Raw genomic sequence first — 18771 nt, forward strand, 5'->3', positions numbered from 1 at the left:
GATGAACAAACAATTTTGTCTGATCCGGAATTTCCAAGTTTTACAAGGCGAAGAATATTGGGCTTTTTAAGGAGTGACTAAATATATGCGTGATGCTCTACCTAATGCTACATTTCTTGGTTTTACAGGCACACCCATTGAAAACACCGATGTAAATACCCCTGCCGTTTTCGGCAATTATGTGGATATTTACGACATTGCCCAAGCCGTTGAAGATGGAGCGACTGTCCGCATTTATTATGAAAGCCGTTTGGCAAAAGTAAATCTAAGCGAAGAAGGCAAAAAATTAGTGGATGACTTGGACGATGAACTCGACCAAGAAGATTTGACTGATACTCAAAAAGCAAAAGCCAAGTGGACACAATTAGAGGCTCTGGTAGGTAGCGAAGACCGAATAAATCAGATTGCAAAAGATATTATTGAACATTTCGAGCAACGGCAAACTGTTTTTGAAGGCAAAGGAATGATTGTTACCATGAGTCGCCGTATTGCAGCCGATTTGTACGATACCATTATAAAATTAAAACCTGAATGGCATTCCGATGAACTGAACAAAGGCGTTATCAAAGTGGTGATGACTTCTTCATCGTCCGATGGTCCAAAAATTTCAAAACATCACACGACCAAAGAACAACGCCGCACATTGGCCGAACGTATGAAAAATCCTGAGGATGAGCTAAAACTCGTTATTGTTCGGGATATGTGGCTTACGGGTTTTGATGCGCCAAGTATGCACACCCTTTACATAGACAAACCCATGAAAGGGCATAACCTGATGCAAGCCATTGCAAGGGTAAACCGTGTTTACAAAGACAAGCCTGGCGGTTTAATTGTAGATTATTTGGGCATTGCATCCGATTTGAAAAAGGCACTTTCGTTTTATTCCGATGCGGGCGGGAAAGGCGACCCAACCATTTTACAGGAGCAAGCTGTTCAGTTGATGCTGGAAAAACTGGAAGTCGTTTCAAATATGTATCACGGCTTTAGTTACGAAGACTATTTCGAAGCCGAAACGTCCAAAAAACTCTCAATGATTTTGGCAGCCGAAGAACATATTTTAGGTTTGGAAGATGGTAAAAAGCGGTATATTAATGAGGTTACGGCATTGTCGAAAGCCTTTGCCATAGCAATACCACACGAACAGGCAATGGATGCCAAAGATGAAATTGCTTTCTTTCAGGCAGTAAAAGCACGTTTGGTAAAATTTGACGGTACGGGCTCGGGCAAAACCGATGAGGAAGTTGAAACAACCATCCGTCAGGTAATCGACAAGGCATTGGTAACCGAAAAAGTTATTGACATTTTCGATGCCGCAGGATTAAAGAAGCCCGATATATCCATACTATCAGAGGAGTTTCTCCTAGAGCTGAAAGGGATGGAACACAAAAATGTTGCCCTCGAAGTATTGAAAAAATTACTCAACGATGAAATTAAATCAAGAGCAAAAAAGAACCTTATTAAAAGTAAGTCCTTAATGGAAATGTTGGAGAATGCCATTAAGAAATATCACAATAAAATCCTTACGGCAGCCGAAGTAATCGAAGAGCTGATAAACCTGAGCAAAGAGATCGTTAATATGGACAACGAAGCCCAAGCAATGGGCTTATCAGACTTTGAATACGCATTTTACACTGCCGTTGCAAATAACGACAGTGCAAGAGAGTTAATGGGCAAAGAAAAACTGAGGGAGCTTGCCGTAGTTCTAACAGAATCAATCAAGAAGAATGCAAGTATTGATTGGACAATCAAGGAAAGTGTAAAAGCCAAACTGAAAGTTGCCGTAAAAAGACTATTAAGAAAATACGGTTATCCACCCGGCATGCAAATGCTTGCCACCGAAACCGTATTGAAACAAGCTGAAATGATTGCAAACGAGCTAACAAAAAAATAATAAACATAAAAGACTCGCTACTTATAATTTTAGCAAAGATAAAGTTTTTCTAATTTCAAACAGTGTCATTATCTGTATTGACAGATTACACATGTGATTTAACGAATCTTCTCTGTTCACCTTGAAAATGAAAATTATGACGTATCTTTGCGCGAAAATTAACACAGAAAAAACAATGAATCCGATGATGAAATTTTCTTCAGAGAAAACAAGCAACCCATGCGCTTTTCTCCGCTCCGCCTTCTTTTTTTTGACAATCCTGTCGGTTATGTCGTGCCGCTCTTCTCAACCTCAATATTACGAAGAGAGCGGAACGGTTTTTCATACGCTCTATCAGATTAAATACGAGTCGCCCGTATTGCTGACGGAAAAAATCGACGCGGAATTTCAGGCTTTTAATCTTTCTTTGAATCCCTTTAATCCCAACTCGATACTGGCCAAAGTAAACCGAAACGAAGAAGTAGAGGTCGACGATTGGTTTGTGACTGTTTTTAACAAAGCCTTGGAAGTGTCTGCCCGCTCCGATGGAGCTTTTGATGCGACGGCCGCTCCGTTGATTAATCTGTGGGGGTTCGGTTTTGAGCGAAAAGACAGCGTATCGCAGCCCGTGATCGATAGTCTTTTAACATTTATCGGATACCAAAAAGTACGTCTCGAAGGCCGACGTGTAATCAAAGAAGACCCGCGTATTCAGCTTAATTTCTCTGCCCTTGCCAAAGGGTATGCCTGCGATGTGATTGCTGCCTTACTCGAACGTGAGGGAGTAGAAAATTATATGGTCGATATCGGTGGCGAAGTTACCTCCAAAGGGGTAAATCACAAAGGAGACTGCTGGCGCATTGGTATTAATAAGCCGGAAGACGATACGACAGGTATTAAAAACGCCATTGGCCAGGTAGTAGCGCTTTGCGGTAAGAAGGGAATGGCAACGTCGGGCAATTACCGTAATTTTTACATCAAAGAAGGCAAGAAATATGCTCATACGATCGACCCTCGAACCGGCTATCCTTCGGAGCAAACCATCCTGAGTGCATCCATCATTGCGCCGGACTGTATGACGGCAGACGCATATGCCACGGCATTTATGGCGATGGGTGTAGAAGCAGCTTGTCGGATGGCCGAAACGCTGCAAGATATCGAATATTATGTGATTTATTCGGACGAGGCCGGACAAAACCAAATCAAGTATTCAAAGGGTATGTATTCGGCTATGGTAAAGCCCTAAAAAGAAAAAATCCCAGACTCACGTCTCGGATTCCTCGCATAAACCATTCATATACCACTAAAAAGACTTTATTATGAAATATTATGTCTGTGGGTGCAAAGATAGGGACGAGACAAGGGGTTCTGCAAGTTTTGAAGCCTCTATTGGACGAAGAAGCCGCCTTTCTTATCAAACGAACGGGTTTCGGGGTATAAAACGCGAGGTATCGGACCAAGTAGGGGAAAAGATGGAGACAGAATGCTAAAACAGTAACCGCCGTGTTTCTTTTCCGAAATGAAAAAGCGTAACACGGCGGCTTATAATTTGTCAATCTGTTATTTGACGTCTTAAATCGTTTACCTTAATTCTTCTGATCCGTAAAATATTCGGGATATTTCAGGTCGTTGATGATGGCTCCACCACGCAGACGGATATACGTGCGGAAGCCTTTGACCCCCTCCGTCAGTTCGATGATGCGAGCCCCATTCGGTTTCAGATTGTTGTAGACCGTATTTCCTCCGCTATAGCGCCCAAAAGCCAGCAAAATACCATGCCACTGAACGGCGTAATCGTTGTCATGGTCATGACCGACAAACACCCCTTCGATATCATTCATCTCTTTCATCGCCACGAACATGCCGGAATTGAGCTTCGGTGACGAAGCCGCTTCCATACGTGTTCCGCAGAAGTGCGCATACTCGTCCGAAGAAGCCTGATTAAATTCGGGAAACGGGATGTGGAAGAATGCGAGCGAAGGGATGGGAATGCCTCCGTTAGCACGGGTAAACGACTCGCTTTGCCTACGGTACCATGCGATTTGATCGGCTCTGATATAATCGTATCCCTTCACGTCTTCGAGTTTTGAATAGGCATTAGAGTCGAAGCAATACAGCAGTTCGGCTGTTTTTTCGCTCGTAGCCGAGCGAATCGGCAAAATAAAGTTGGTCACACCATGAACCCCTTCGGTCGTAGTTGTCAAGTTGTATGGCACGCTTTGAATCACGGTAAACAGTTCTTCACGGGTCATGTCAAACTCATCATCATGATTACCATACGTTACGGCAAAAGGAATCTTTCGTTCGGAAATCGGCTTCAACACAGCACGCATACTGGCTTCCGCCGGCTTACCGTATATCACGTCGCCGGTGATAATGACCAGATCGGGTTTCTCGGCATCGAGCGTCTCGGCGATGTTTTCCAATGAACCGGCCGAGCGCGGGTCGCCGTCGATGTAATGCACATCGGTGAATTGAACGATTTTGAATTTCTTGTCTGCATTAAACTTTAAAGCAGGTTGCTGCGCAAAAAGCAGTATTCCACCTCCGAAATACAACAGACTTGTCCAGAGCATTTTTTTCCAGTTTTTCATATGTTATGTTATTATTAAGATGAATAAATAAGCTATTTGTTGGTGTCGACAAAAAGATCGGCGCACAAAGGTAGGAAAAAATTGCAGAGAAGGACGATTGGCAGACACCGCTTACAACGCAACCTTTTACCATTTTTTGCAGATATTGATTTTTTGCGTACATTTCGGCCTGAAAACTCATGAATCGTTTGAGCAGAAGACACGTATGAAGTTAAAGAAAACAACAATACAATCGTTTCTCTTTTTTGCCGTTACGGCTGCGATCATCGCTTATTTCTTTCCGCGTGAAGGGAAATTTCCCTACCAGTTTCACGAGGGAAAACCATGGCGGTACGACCTGCTGACGGCACCGAGCGACTTCCCGATCTACAAGAGCGATCAGGAAATCAAGGCTGAAAAAGACAGTATCAAAGCACGTTTTGAACCGTATTTCCGTCTGAAAGAAGAGGTATCGAAAACGGTGCTGGAAAACCTGAAAAATGATTATCTCTCACAACATACGATGAGTACTCCGTTGTGGCAATACCTTAACCTTCAAATACAACAACTTTATAACCAAGGGATCGTTGCCACTCCGGAGTTGGAAAAGCTGGCTTCGGAAAATCGTACGCGGGTGAATGTACTGAAGAAAAACGTGGCCGTCGGCAGGAGCGTAAGCAACTTATATTCGGCCAAAACAGCTTACGAACATATCATTAAGAACGCTCCCGAACCGATGGATAAAGACGAACTGTGGTCGAGTAATTTCGAGCTGTATCTGGAGCCGAATCTCACATACGATGCAGAAACATCGGATAAAGTACTGAACAAAAGGCTGCATGACGTCTCTCTCTCGATTGGGATGGTGCAGGCTGGCGAACGGATCGTCGACCGCGGCGAGGTGGTGGATGCCAAAACGTACAACATCCTCCGCTCCCTGAAAATCATCCATGAAACAAAATCGGGCGGCAGCCGTCGATACGGCACAATCTGGGCGGGTCAACTTGTACTCATCTTCGGTATTTTGTTTTGCTGCGCGTTATATTTTATCTCCTTCCGTCCCGAGATATTCTTTCGACGCAACAAAAACATCTTCATCCAACTCTGCATACTGGTACCCTGCCTGTTGACCGAGACATGTCTCAAATACGACCTGTTCAATATCTACATCCTGCCGTTTGCCATTGTCCCGATCGTGGTTCGTACGTTCTTCGACTCGCACACGGCACTCTTCACGCATCTGATCACGGTACTGCTTTGCTCCCTCATAGCCCCGTTTCCGCACGAGTTCCTGATGCTGCAAACGATTGCAGGTATCGTTTTTATGGTCAGCCTGAAAGAATTAACGCAACGATCGCAATTGATCCGGTGTGCTTTTTTCATCTCGCTCGCTTACGCGTTGTGTTATTTAGGTCTTGCACTCTATCAGGAAGGTGATTTGAACAAAATCAACTGGCAGATGATGCTTTTCTTTGGCATCAGCTTTATTCTGCTAATGTTCTCGTATGTATTGATTTACATGCTCGAAAAGCTTTTCGGCTTCGTCTCGACGATCACGCTCGTCGAACTATCGAACATCAACACGCCGCTGCTGAAGAAACTTTCGGAAACGTGTCCCGGCACATTTCAACACTCCCTGCAAGTCTCTATTTTGGCCTCGGCGGCAGGCGCCAAAATCGGTGCAGACACACAACTGATACGTACCGGTGCGCTGTATCATGATATCGGAAAGATGACAAACCCGGCATTTTTCACCGAAAACCAACACAATCAAGTCAATCCTCACCTCAAGCTATCGTACGAAGCAAGTGCACAGATTATCATCAGTCACGTGACAGAAGGTATTAAGATGGCCGAAAAGGCCATGCTCCCACGTGCCATCATCCAGTTCATCCAAACGCATCATGGACGCGGCAAAACAAAATACTTTTATAATTCATACAAAAACGCTTATCCCGATCAACCCATCGACGAAGCGAAATTCACCTATCCGGGTCCCAACCCGTTTACGAAAGAAACAGCCATCCTGATGATGGCCGACTCGATCGAAGCGGCATCACGCAGCCTCAACGAATATACGGACGAACATATTAAAACGCTCGTTCACAAGATCATCGACAGTCAGATCAACGACGGGTTGCTGCACAATGCTCCTTTGACATTTAAGGACATCGACATCGTCAAAGCGACATTTATCGATAAGCTCAAAACGATGTATCACACCCGCATCAGTTATCCGGAGTTAAAATAACGGCTTATTGTCGGGAATAGAAAGAAGTCCTCTCTCCTACCCGCTTGTCGTTAGTTAAATGATACCGAAGTGCTGTAACGCTTGCGCAACCCCTCCCTCATCGACAGCAGACGTCACGTAATCGGCTGCCTCTTTCACCACTTCATCCGAGTTGCCCATGGCTACTCCTACGCCGGCATATCGAAGCATGGAAATATCATTGCCGCCATCACCGATGGCCATCATTTCTTCGGGACGAATGGCCAAATGCGCTCCGATCACTTCCAGACCGACACTCTTCTCGACACCTTTTGCCACGACATCGGCAAACGTCGGAAACCAACGCGTGGCCGTGCAATGAGGCATCTGACGCATCACTTCCGGCTCAGCCTCGTGCGAAAAAAATGCCGTCAGCTGATAGATTTCGCGCTGCATCAGCTCGTACATGGAAACGACAGGGCGCGGCGGAAAACAAATCAATTCACGCATGCGTTCCATAACGTCTGCCCGGGTATTGGCCGAAATGGCATCCGCCTCGACAAAAAAACAGGGAATAATCCCGTTCTCTTCCTGATAACGGACAAAAGCCGCAATATCTTCCTTCGGAATGCTTTTCCGGAAAATCACCTCATCACCTACCAAACAACAACTTCCGTTGAGCGTAATGTATCCGTCGAATTTCATATCGCCAAGATTATGGATATCTCCGCGCTGGCGACCGGTCGCCACGAAAAGTTTTACGCCCCGGCGGCGTGCTTCACGCAAAGCCGAAGCTGTATCTTCCGGCATCCGATGCGTATCGAAACTGACCATAGTTCCATCAATGTCTAAAAAAATCGCTTTTATCATCCGTAAACGGTATCGAGTATGCAAATATATACAAATCTTATCTATATTTGCGGGAAAAAGAAGGAACGTGTTGGACAGGAATGATCAATTGACCATAAGTTTCAAAGCGATCTACGTATCGTATTACGCACGGATGAAGCGCTTTGCCGAAGCCTACATCATGTCGGAAGCCGATGCCGAGAACATTGTACAAGATGTATTCCTCGATTTATGGGAGCGGCAGGACGTGCTTGAAGGGCGTATCAACAAAACGGGATGGCTGTTGACGTCCGTAAAAAACAGATGCGTAGACTTCCTCCGGCACAAGATGGTCGAACAGCGCTCGGCCGAGCAGCTACAGGAGGAATACACACGTACGCTGCAGATGAAGTTCGAGTCGCTGGAAGCATTCGACGAAGAATATGTTGCAGAACGTGACATCGAGTCGGTCGTATCGAAAGCCATCCAGACCTTGCCGGAAAAATGCCGACTCATTTTTATCAAAAGTAAAATCGAAGGAAAAAAACAAAAAGACATTGCCGAAGAACTCGGCTTATCGCTTAACACCATCGAGACCCAGATGGGGATTGCCTATAAAAAACTGAAGATAGCACTCGAAAAATTACTCCCTGTACTCCTCTTTCTATTGGCATGAGAAGAGCTGCTTCTTAGCGGATTTTTCATTCTTATACGTTCTATTATCAAAAAAATGGAAAAGATGGATGAACAAGTAAGGAGATATTTTCAAGGCATGCTTGATGACTCCGAACGATTAGAATTATTGAGAAGGATGGATACCGATCCCCGGTTAAAATCCGAATTTATCGGGCAGCAAAATATCGAAGCATTATCGCTGCTCTCGAAACAGGAACAAGACGAACAGGAAGCGGCGCGAAAATATTCGCAGTTTGTCCGGAGTATGAAAGACGATCATCCCCGTCGACGGCGAAGTTTCGCTTTCTATGTTCGTTATGCCGCAGCGGCAGCGCTGTTGATCGGCTCGACAGCCGTCATCACGCACTACCTCTCGAACAAAAAAATGCCGGCCGAAGAGGCTATGAGCTCATTCTACGTACCTTCCGGACAACGAGCCCAATTAGTACTTCCCGACGGCACACAGGTATGGCTCAACGCGCGGTCGACACTGACTTACCCGACGTCGTTCGGGAGCAAGGAGCGCCGTGTAAACCTGACAGGAGAAGCTTTTTTCGAAGTAACGAAAGATGTCGGGAAACCATTTATCGTTTCGGCAAACCATGTTGAGATGAAAGTCTTGGGAACGAAGTTTAACGTCTACAACCATCCGGAAGAAAATTACGTGGAGACCGCTCTGCTCGAAGGCAGTGTTGAAGTAAGCAATATTTGTTCGCACACGCAACGCATGCTCCTGAAACCGAATGAGTCGGTGACGGTTTGCGAAGGCAAAATGCAGGTTAAGCCTCTTTCATCGTCCGATCATTTTTTGTGGAAAGAAGGGATTTATTGCTTCGAGAACGAAACATTACTCGGTATCGTTACTCGCCTCGAACGGTATTATGACGTAAGGATCAAGGTAAAAGATCCGGAGTTGTTAACGATCAAGTATAGCGGCAAATTCCGGCAGCACGACGGGATAGACGAAATACTCCGGATGATCGGTAAAATACACCGGTTTACGGTTACGAAAGATATGGGAACCAATACAATTATAGTGAGTAAATAACCGATTGTTACATTCGATAAATAAAGACAACCATGAAAACATAAACCTATCCGAAGACAAAGAGAAGCGGCGCGATGCTGCAACATCGGCCGCCTCATTGAAAAGTAAACACGTGACTTAACATTAGTATTCACTTAACATTGCAAAGATATGGAAATAAAAACTTTGTTCTTATTTTTAACGGTAAAATACAGACGTTTTAAAAACTTTTTCAGAATAATGAGAATTTCGTTCCTTCTTTTATTCGTATTCACCCTGCAACTGACTGCCATCGGGACCGAAGCCCAGCATGCCATGGTGACGATGAACTCGCATACTGTTTCGATAAAACAGTTAATCCATGAGATCGAAAAGCAAACAGACTATTTGGTCGTATACAGTAATCGCGAAGTCGATACGCAACGTGAAGTATGCTTCCGGAGTAAATCGGACAAAGTCTCGTCATACCTCGACGAGGCATTCGGGGAAACCGATATCGGTTATGAATTTGAAAACAATTACATTGTATTAGTAAAGAAAAAGATGCTGGATAAGTCCGCCCGTTCCGTTACACAACGAGATGAGCGACGGATAACCGGGACGGTGATCGATGCTGCGACAGGTGAGCCTGTTGTCGGTGTGAACGTGGTCGTTAAGGGAACGACTATCGGAACGATCAGCGATCCTGACGGGCGTTTTGCTTTCGATGCACCGGCAAATGCTATACTCGTCGTGTCGTACATCGGCTATCTGACGGTCGAAGTCGAGGCATCCGCCTCCCCCATGCAAATCCGCCTGCAGGAAGACACACGTTCGCTCGAAGAGGTTGTAGTCATCGGCTATGGCACGGTGAAGAAAATCGATTTGGCAGGTTCTGTCGGTGTGATGGATCATAAGAGTTTCAGAGATCAGCACCTTTCCGATCTTTCGAACGGTTTGCAGGGACGTGTTTCCGGTGTTTCCGTTCAGAAAAACGGTCAGCCGGGCTCTTCCGCAAAGATCCGTATCCGCGGAGTCAACTCTGTTTATCGAAACAACGCTCCGCTGTATGTCGTAAACGGGCTGGTACGTGAGAACGGAGAGGCGGGTATTGCCCCCGAAGATATCGAATCCGTTCAGATTTTAAAAGATGCCTCATCCACGGCTATTTACGGATCACGCGGAGGCAATGGCGTGATTCTGATCACGACTCGGAAAGGAAAAGCGAACCAGCAAAATATCAGTTTCGACGCCCGGATGGGCTTCTCGAACCTCGCCAAAAAATATGAAATGCTAACTCCTTACGAGTCAGCACTGGCCTATCGCGACATCAAAAACCCGAATGCTTTCACCGATGCCGAAATAGAAGGATATAAAAACGGCACGAAAGGTATCAATTGGCAAGATGTCTTTTTCGGCACGGGCATGACACAAGACTACAAGCTGACCATATCGAAAGGCAACCAGTATACGCAATATTATGTATCGGGTCGCTATAACTCGGAACGAGGCATCGTTGAGAATAATAAGTCGGATAAATACCAGTTCAAGTTCAACCTCACGTCGGAACTGACGCCGTGGCTTCATATGACGGCCGACATCATGGCCGACCATTCCGACTTTACCGGATCATGGTTCAGCACCGGCCCCAACCCCATGTTCAAAGCCCTGAACTACTCTCCCACCATGGAGATGCAGGACAAAAACGGTAAATACAACTGGGATCCTTATAACAACATAGAAGCCAATCCAATGGGAGAAATCAGACAGGCGCCGTCCGACTCGAAAGCCAACCGGATGACCGGGCACGTCGATCTGAAATTCACAATACTCCCAGGATTAACGTTTACGGCAACGAACGGGGTCGATTACTTCGACGGTAAAAACTATTCGTTCGGCCCCACCACCGTATACCGGCAAAGCTGGGCCAGCAACACAGATCACAACCGTTTGATGCTGCAAACGATCAATAATCTTACATATACGGGAAAATGGGACAAGCATTCACTGACGGCTTCGGCCATCTTCGAAGCGACCTCGTCGGAGACACGCATGATGAGCATCTCCGGTAATAACCTGCCGGTCGAAAGCGTAGGATACTGGAATATCAATCTGGCCGGTTCGAAGAGTCTCCGAAACGATTACGGTAAAAGAACATTGCTTTCGGGCATTGGACGGATCATCTATAATTACGCCGACCGCTATATGTTTACCGGGACGTTCCGTGCCGACGGCTCTTCGGTGTTCACCAACAACAAGTGGGGCTACTTCCCCTCCGTCGCGGCGGCTTGGAACATAGCCAACGAAGGATTTATGAAAGATCAGTCGGTTTTCCGTCAGTTCAAACTCAGGAGCAGTTACGGAGTCGTAGGTAGTCAGGCGCTAAATCCTTACGAAACTCTCGGACTCCTGTGGGAGGCCAACACGGCCTTCGGAACAACAAGCCAACGTACGGGATACTACGCCGGCATCTTCGCAACCCCCGACCTGACTTGGGAGAAAACACTTCAATGGGATTTAGGCGTCGATTTCTCGGTGCTCGACGACAAACTCAGCTTCTCGCTCGATTATTACGACAAGCGTACAAAGAACGGTCTGCTCAGAAAACATATCCCCAGCTATAATGGCGGCGGAGATTATTGGGTGAACGACGGCGAAGTGCATAATAAAGGGTTCGAAGCATCGGTATCGGCACGACTCGTCGAAAATTCGGACTGGAACTGGACGAGTACCCTCAACGGTACATGGCTGAAGAACGAAGTACTCTCGCTCGGCGGTGAACGGTTTATCTTCGGAAACACTTTGTGGGGCGGCTTCGTCAACGAAGTCTCTCTGGTGAAAGTGGGAGAACCGCTCGGTCTTTTGTATGGATACGTCTGGGAAGGACTCGATGAGAAGGGATGTAACAAGTTCAAAGACGTAAATGGAAACAACAAGCTCGATTCGGAAGACCGTCAGATTATCGGCAACTCACTCCCCGGCTTTACGTTGGGCTGGAACAACCAAATAAGCTGGAAGAATTGGGAGCTGAACATGTTCTTCAACGGACAGTTCGGGATGGATAAAATCAATCTGACGCGGTTTGCCATGTCGACGATGACGGGCCCAAGCCGCTTCATCACGCTGAAAGAAGCATACGAAAATAACTACGACAAAGTCGGGGTGGGTGCGGCTTATTCGTCGTTGAAGAATGCGAGCAACCGGAATTACGGCAATTCGTCGCAGTGGGTCGAAGATGCAAGCTATCTGCGTCTGGAGAATATCACCCTTTCGTATAGGCTGCCGAAGCGCGTTGTTCGTTTTGCCGATCTGCGCCTTTCGCTCAGTTGTCAGAATGCGTTTACCATCACTCGCTATTCGGGGATGGATCCCGCCAATGTATCGGCCGGCCCCAATGTAGATGTGGATAACGGAATCGACATGGGAACATTCCCGTCTCCGCGCACATTCTTAATAGGTATCCATGCAAATTTCTAATGTTAAACAGTTACGGACATGAAAAATAAAATCATCATAGCAGGACTTTTTGTCTTTTTATTCGGCGCCTCATCGTGTAATGATTTTCTGAAAGAAGACCCGAAAGGTAAGCTGACGCTTCGCAAGTTTACATCGCAGAAAGAGGTCGATTTGGCTGTCACAGCCTTGTACAGCAAGGTGGCGCAGATGCAGGCGAACACGAACCTGACCGCCCCCAACTTTATGCAAGGCGATGATGCGACGACGAACCCGGGAAGTAATAAAATGTGGTACGCCGAAATAGACGGCTTCCGTCCGACCGACGGTAATATTGCACTGGCTCAGACTTGGGCTGGCAATTACACGTTGATCAAAGCAGCCAATTACGTGCTGGAAAATATCACCGAAACGCCCATTGCCGAAGAAGAAAAAAATATAGCCATCGGTCAGGCAAAATTCTGGCGAGCGGTAGCTTATTTTAACCTTGTACGCATTTGGGGACCATTGCCGCTGATTGTTAAGAACGAGGTAGAACGGGAAATTCCGCTCAGTTCGGAAAAAGAAGTATATGAGAAAGTAATCGTACCCGACCTGCTTGATTGTCAGAAGCTGCTGCCGACGAACTATACGACCGAATCCGGCAAGCTCTTTGGGGTCAACACCTTTGTGACATACCAAGCTGCACGTGCCACCCTCTCGGCCGTCTATATGGCCATGGCCGGTTGGCCGATGAATGAAACGGCGTATTACGCAAAAGCTGCAGCAGAAGCATTGGCCGTGATCGAAGGCGTAGAGAAAGGACAGTATGAATACATTCTGGAACCGGAGTTTAAGTTCGTCTACGACATTACGCATAACTATACACAGGAAACGGTACTCGGTGTCAATGCAAACGGACTCTTTGCCGATGGTGAAGGCACTTCGTTCTGCAATACCCAACTCTTCGAGTCGCAAGGTGGATGGGGCGACTTCTGGGGAGAAATACGCTTCTGGAAACGGATGCCCGAAGGCCCGCGCAAAGATGCCGTGTACTCGCCGAAAATTCTTTACCAGAACAAAACAGGTAATCCTCTGATAAACTGGTGGGAGAAAGACGAAAAAGGCAATTGGCTGGTGCCCGAACTGCATCCGATGTTCTGTACCACGACCGTCTCCGGATCCGGAATCAACGACGTGCAAGACTACGACTATACGAAAGGTGTGAACATGTGCCAGTTTACGTCACAACGCCGTAAAATGATCCGTTATGCCGAGGTCTTGCTGTGGTATGCCGAGTCTCAGGCACGTTCGGCCGGGACACCCAATGCCAAGGCGTACGAATGTGTGAATCGCGTACGCAAGCGTGCCGGACTGACTGAGCTGGCTCCGGGGCTGAGCGGGCAAGCCTTTGCCGATGCCGTCCTTGCCGAGCACGGATGGGAAGTGGCTGGGTATCATCCGGCGTTGGTGACACGTCGTGCCGACCAATTGCGTATGAACACCCTTAAAGAAACTTTTGCCGAGCGTGTGGCAAATACGCCGGTCGAGATCGTACCCGGCGTGGCGGTACAGGAAAAAATTCCTATCACCGATGCCACGTGGACTGAGAGTCGCAACTACATGCCTTATCCGGCATGGGACGTTTCCCTGAATCCCAATCTGAAACGATAAGCGAATAAACAAGACGAGGGTGTGTACAAACTTGCGTTTTGACACACCCTCTTTAGATGGATAAGAATAGGTGAAATACAAGGCGCTAAGGATGAGAGAGCGAGCAAGCATACGAACGTATGTGACCAAGATCATATTCAGCAAGCGACAAAGCAGTTCACTCATTATAACACATTTTCTTTCTTATTATTTCGGGCTGATACTTCGGGCAACCTTGTCCACGCCAAAGACAGGCTCCGCGAGGTAAGCTTCCTCTACCGTAGCCTCGGCACTCCACAGTGCCTCACGCGAAGAAGAACGCAGTTTCTGGAGTAAAGCTCTTGATTTCGGTAAAGGCTTGGGCAAAGGCCTTTGGAAAGGGCTCAAAGGTACAGTTACAGGCGTCATTGATCTGGGAATTTGGGCAGGCAAGCACTCGCTCCCATACATGTTACTCGACCCGGCCGGTTTTGCTGACCAGCTGAAGCAAGACCGAGAGACGTTGAAGTCGCTTGGCAATCTTGCAGGGAAAGCCGGGACTTGGATATACCGTAATTCTGCCGTAAATTTGCTAGCCAATCCTCAGGACTTTCTGGCTGCACAACAGGAGAACAGGGCCATGTTGGAAACCCTTGCCGACAAGGCTGCCAATATGAGTGCGGAGGAATGGGGAGACTTTGCCGGACAGGTGCTGTTCGAGGTGGGCGCGGAGGTTGCCACCGCAGGAGGAGCCGCAGCTCTCACAGCCGTAAAAGTTGCCGACAAGGTGGTAGATGCGGCAAAGGTTGCCAATCGGGTCGATGATGTACTGGATGCAGCCAAAGCCTTGGACAAAGCTAAGGTGCCCAAGCTGGAAATGCCCGTGACAAATGCACGCGAAAAAGGTAAGCCATTAAATTCTCCAGATATTGATAAATGGAAGAAGAAGGGTGGAAGAGTCGAGGTATTAGATAACGGGACATGGCGTTATACAGATTGGGAAGGAAACGTTGTTGACTATGTGAATGGATATCCTGTCTCAAAGAGCCACACCTAAGGCAGAGTGTGAATATTGGAAAACAAAAAGGGAATCATACAACGGATTATACAAATGCGATAAGAAAGTCTGAATTGGATCCTCCAAAAATTGATGGAACAACGTGGCACCATCACGAAGATGGTATGACAATACAAGAAGTTAATTCTGATATACACGATAGATTTACTCACCGCGGTGGGGTTTCCAAAACAAAAAAAGTCGCATTAGGCAGAAAAAAATGACATTTATGAGATTACAATTAATTGAAAAAGGAACAATCGATAGTTACAAGATTATAGAGAATGAATTTAACATCTCGCTACCGAAAGACTACAAAGAATTTCTGGCAAAAAATAATGGCGCAATTGTGCACGATGGTTATTTTTTTGTGGAAGATTTGGGCGAATTTATCCTAATGGATACTCTTTATGGAGTTAATACAAAAAGTAGGTCACAGGATATTATTTTTAAAAATCGGGAATACATTGATGATATTCCCAGTGAATCTATTCTCATTGGAAGAGACCTAGGAGGAGGGTGGTTGCTATTGATACATGACAAAGAAAATGACGGTATTTGGTATTATGATCATAGCTATTTTTTCAAACAATCCTCAGATGAACTTAACACATACTTTATCTGCGAAACTTTTGCTGAATTTATGCAAATGCTTGAAAATACAGTGCTGCCCGAGGATGAATGATTTTTTGAATATCGACTTTTGAACAGGAATTTATGGCATAGAATTTGGCAATGTTAATGACCCTGGAGAGCAAATAAGCTGTATTCCTCAAAAGCTCATTAAATACTCCTAAATCTTCGAGCTTTTGAAGAATTTTATCGATAATTCGCTTTTTCCCTTCAATCCCTTTATTTATCGGGGGGCTCTGTTTCTTCCGTCCCTTTGCTTAAGGCTTTTTTGAGAGAGGAATTTCGTATACATACCAAGGCCGGAATCTGAGTCAAATCACCGACGAACGGGGCAATGTCTTTCTTTTTGAATTTGATAGCAAACACCGCCCCTTCCGACTGACCTATCCTAATGGTACGTGCCGAGAGTGGTTGTACGACGCCTTGGGGCATCTGAATGAGGAGCGCGACCCACGTGGCAACCACACTTTCTATCGTTCCGACGAAGCCGGCAACCTCCTCTGGATGCAGGAGGCCGACGGCAACGAACACCATTTCTCTTACGATACTTCGGGCAACCTCGTCCATGCCAAAGACCGGATTCGCGAGGTAAGCTTCCGCTACGGCAGTCTCGGCACCCTGCTGAGCCGGACGCAGAACGGGCGGACAGTTTGCTTCGAGTACGATACCGAGCTGCAGCTCACCGGCATTGCAAACGAAGGCGGAGAGCTCTACCGCTTCGCTTTGGACGGACGCGGCGATGTGGTGGACGAATGGGGATTCGACGGTCTTCACCGCCATTACGAGCGCGACGGTGCCGGACGTGTCTCCAAGGTGTTGCGTCCGGATGAACGGTGGAGCACTTATGAATACGACGGCGTGGGGCGTATCGTCGGGGAACGCCACAGCGACGGCACCGGCACGGCTTACAAATATAACAAGGACGGTCTGCTTACGGCAGCCTTCAACGATTCGATCAAGATCGGGTTCGAGCGCGGTCGGGACGGGTGTGTGCTGAAGGAAACGCAGGGCGAACATATGGTCGAGAGCGTTTACGATGCCTTCGGTAGCCGCATCCGTCTCAGCAGCGATTTGGAAGCCGATATAGCCTTGCGGTACGACACAGAGGGCCTACTGGCCGGAATGCAGTCCTCGGACTGGTCTGTTTCGATAGGCCGTGATAAAAGCGGTTTGGAGATTCAGCGGGAGTTGAGCGGCGGGGTGCGTGTTACGACGGGTCGTGATATGCTCGGACGTGTTGTTCGCAGGGATATTCTCTCGGGCGGAGCGGAGCAGAGCCGCATGCGTTACCATTGGGGCATGGGTAACCGCCTGCATCGCAAGGTGAACGAACGCACGGGCGAAACCGTCCTTTTCGACTACGATTCGTGGGACAATCTCTTCCGGGCCGATTATAAAGGTGGCTCCGAGGTGGAGAGCATTTACAAGGCTCCCGATGCCATCGGCAATCTGTTCCGCACGGAAGAAAGAAAAGACCGCAAATATGGCAAAGGTGGAAGGTTGTTGGAGGACAAGAAGTTCTCCTATCATTACGATGGGGAGGGCTACCTTGTTCTGAAACAACGATTGAGGCCCGACGAGACGTTAGCTCCGCTTTGGCAGGAGGGTGATTGGGCCTATGAATGGCAGGGCAACGGCATGCTCCGAAGTGTGAAGCGTCCCGACGGTGAAACAGTTAGTTTCGAGTATGACCCTTTGGGGCGACGTATCTCGAAGACATATAAAGAGAAGACTACCCGTTGGGTTTGGGACGGCAATGTTCCGTTGCATGAGTGGACGGAGGAAGAGAATGTAACCACGTGGTTATTTGAGGAGGGTACATTCATACCTGCGGCAAAGATAGTTGGCGATAAGTCCTACAGTATTATAACGGACTACTTGGGTACGCCAACTGAAATGTATAACTCTGATGGGGAAAAAACATGGTCGGCAGAATTGGATATTTATGGCTCTGTTCGTAACTTTGCCGGGCGTTCTTTGAGCGATTGTCCATTCCGCTATCAAGGTCAGTATGAGGATGAGGAGACAGGGTTGTATTACAATCGTTTTAGGTATTACGACCCGAATGCAGGCAATTATATCACTCAAGACCCGATAAGATTAGCAGGTGGAAACCCTACGATTTATGGGTATGTGTTTGATAATAATTCGCAGGTGGATATTTTTGGTCTGGAGTGTTGGAGAACAGCTAAGAAAAATTATTGGAAGACGAAATATGCTGATGAAATGTTAAATCCAACAGGAAAATACTCTCCTAACAATTTAGCTTTAATGAAACGAGGAAATGCTCCTAAAATAAAAGTTGAAGTATCCGATGCTTTGGGAAATAAAAATATTGTTGATGTTCCTATTGAATTGCATCATACAAGTTTGCCTCAAAGGTTAGGTTCCTCTAAAGCCAATGAAGCATGGAATTTGACTGAAGTTACACCTTGGGGACATGCGAGCATGGATCCTTATAGAAATTTAGGCGATAATTTCAAATTAGTACGAATTATTAATGGCACAAATTCTTGGTGAAATGGAAACGAACAATATAATAAACGGACTAAAACATTTATCTGAAGGACTATTCCTACCCGAAGAATGGATTGATTGGTGGAGACAAAATGAAAAATTTGCAAAACAGTTTTTGTCGTCGCGGTGGTATTTAAAGATAAAACCTAAGATGTCACAAGGTTTAATGGGTGCCACACTAATATCTCAAAATGCGGCTCGCGAATACTTAAAATCTATAAATCAATCTTATAACGAAAATTCACAAGTCAATTATATGGAAGGATGGAGAAAGCAAATAGATGATATCTCCTTGAACTATGACAAAGTTGATATTATTGATTTTGACTTGAAATTTAC

The 18771-nt window shown here is 46.5% G+C and carries 13 protein-coding genes and 1 pseudogene; 12 read left to right on the forward strand and 2 right to left on the reverse strand.

The features are described from left to right. Positions 1–85: 85 nt before the first annotated feature. Positions 86–1891, forward strand: a complete 1806-nt coding sequence (locus tag Q4A89_RS09555) for a type I restriction endonuclease subunit R (RefSeq protein WP_303185168.1) — start codon at positions 86–88, stop codon at positions 1889–1891. A gap of 268 nt (positions 1892–2159) precedes the next feature. Continuing rightward, positions 2160–3116, forward strand: a complete 957-nt coding sequence (locus Q4A89_RS09560; protein ID WP_303185180.1) for an FAD:protein FMN transferase — start codon at positions 2160–2162, stop codon at positions 3114–3116. A 340-nt stretch (positions 3117–3456) separates the two neighbouring features. Here Q4A89_RS09560 and Q4A89_RS09565 read toward each other — a convergent pair whose 3' ends face one another. Continuing rightward, positions 3457–4446, reverse strand: a complete 990-nt coding sequence (locus tag Q4A89_RS09565; RefSeq protein ID WP_303185181.1) for a metallophosphoesterase family protein — start codon at positions 4444–4446, stop codon at positions 3457–3459. Positions 4447–4669: 223 nt separating this feature from the next. On the opposite strand from Q4A89_RS09565, the gene Q4A89_RS09570 reads away from it, so the two are divergent. Next, on the forward strand, positions 4670–6694 hold the full coding sequence (locus Q4A89_RS09570; protein ID WP_303185169.1) for an HD family phosphohydrolase: 2025 nt from the start codon (positions 4670–4672) through the stop codon (positions 6692–6694). A 54-nt stretch (positions 6695–6748) separates the two neighbouring features. Here the strand turns inward: Q4A89_RS09570 and Q4A89_RS09575 are convergent, their stop codons facing one another. After that, positions 6749–7522 carry a Cof-type HAD-IIB family hydrolase gene (locus Q4A89_RS09575; protein ID WP_303185171.1) on the reverse strand — a complete coding sequence of 258 codons (774 nt, stop codon included), beginning with the start codon at positions 7520–7522 and terminating at the stop codon, positions 6749–6751. A gap of 70 nt (positions 7523–7592) precedes the next feature. Here Q4A89_RS09575 and Q4A89_RS09580 point away from each other — a divergent pair, with 70 nt between their 5' ends. The 9 genes and pseudogenes from Q4A89_RS09580 to Q4A89_RS09615 all read left to right on the forward strand — a co-directional run. Next, on the forward strand, positions 7593–8156 hold the full coding sequence (locus tag Q4A89_RS09580; RefSeq protein ID WP_303185172.1) for an RNA polymerase sigma-70 factor: 564 nt from the start codon (positions 7593–7595) through the stop codon (positions 8154–8156). Positions 8157–8219: 63 nt separating this feature from the next. Continuing rightward, the gene (locus Q4A89_RS09585; protein WP_303185173.1) at positions 8220–9203 is read left to right on the forward strand and encodes a FecR family protein; all 984 of its coding nucleotides are present in this window, start codon (positions 8220–8222) and stop codon (positions 9201–9203) included. A 219-nt stretch (positions 9204–9422) separates the two neighbouring features. Next, positions 9423–12638, forward strand: coding sequence for a TonB-dependent receptor (locus Q4A89_RS09590; protein WP_303185174.1), 3216 nt, complete (start codon positions 9423–9425; stop codon positions 12636–12638). A gap of 18 nt (positions 12639–12656) precedes the next feature. Further along, positions 12657–14267, forward strand: a complete 1611-nt coding sequence (locus Q4A89_RS09595) for a RagB/SusD family nutrient uptake outer membrane protein (RefSeq protein ID WP_303185176.1) — start codon at positions 12657–12659, stop codon at positions 14265–14267. Positions 14268–14604: 337 nt separating this feature from the next. Further along, positions 14605–15282 (forward strand): hypothetical protein, encoded by a 678-nt coding sequence (locus Q4A89_RS09600; RefSeq protein WP_303185177.1) that lies wholly within the window; start codon positions 14605–14607, stop codon positions 15280–15282. A gap of 8 nt (positions 15283–15290) precedes the next feature. Further along, positions 15291–15506 carry an HNH endonuclease gene (locus tag Q4A89_RS11720; protein WP_368389506.1) on the forward strand — a complete coding sequence of 72 codons (216 nt, stop codon included), beginning with the start codon at positions 15291–15293 and terminating at the stop codon, positions 15504–15506. Positions 15507–15511: 5 nt separating this feature from the next. Next, positions 15512–15967 (forward strand): SMI1/KNR4 family protein, encoded by a 456-nt coding sequence (locus Q4A89_RS09605; protein WP_303185178.1) that lies wholly within the window; start codon positions 15512–15514, stop codon positions 15965–15967. 371 nt (positions 15968–16338) lie between these two features. Beyond that, a complete protein-coding gene (locus Q4A89_RS09610) occupies positions 16339–18435 on the forward strand; it encodes an RHS repeat domain-containing protein (protein ID WP_303185179.1) in 2097 nt (698 codons plus the stop codon). Beyond that, positions 18416–18771, forward strand: a pseudogene (locus Q4A89_RS09615) (hypothetical protein); the annotation flags it as partial. The gene Q4A89_RS09610 and the pseudogene Q4A89_RS09615, both read left to right, overlap by 20 nt.

The sequence above is a fragment of the Tannerella sp. genome, assembly GCF_030528505.1.
In the GTDB taxonomy this organism is placed as follows: domain Bacteria; phylum Bacteroidota; class Bacteroidia; order Bacteroidales; family Tannerellaceae; genus Tannerella.

Coding starts and splice junctions, on each gene's coding strand:
- Q4A89_RS09555 (WP_303185168.1), top strand. CDS start 86: ATGCGTGATGCTCTACCTAATGCTACATTTCTTGGTTTTACAGGCACA.
- Q4A89_RS09560 (WP_303185180.1), top strand. CDS start 2,160: ATGTCGTGCCGCTCTTCTCAACCTCAATATTACGAAGAGAGCGGAACG.
- Q4A89_RS09565 (WP_303185181.1), bottom strand. CDS start 4,446: ATGCTCTGGACAAGTCTGTTGTATTTCGGAGGTGGAATACTGCTTTTT.
- Q4A89_RS09570 (WP_303185169.1), top strand. CDS start 4,670: ATGAAGTTAAAGAAAACAACAATACAATCGTTTCTCTTTTTTGCCGTT.
- Q4A89_RS09575 (WP_303185171.1), bottom strand. CDS start 7,522: ATGATAAAAGCGATTTTTTTAGACATTGATGGAACTATGGTCAGTTTC.
- Q4A89_RS09585 (WP_303185173.1), top strand. CDS start 8,220: ATGGATGAACAAGTAAGGAGATATTTTCAAGGCATGCTTGATGACTCC.
- Q4A89_RS09590 (WP_303185174.1), top strand. CDS start 9,423: ATGAGAATTTCGTTCCTTCTTTTATTCGTATTCACCCTGCAACTGACT.
- Q4A89_RS09595 (WP_303185176.1), top strand. CDS start 12,657: ATGAAAAATAAAATCATCATAGCAGGACTTTTTGTCTTTTTATTCGGC.
- Q4A89_RS09605 (WP_303185178.1), top strand. CDS start 15,512: ATGAGATTACAATTAATTGAAAAAGGAACAATCGATAGTTACAAGATT.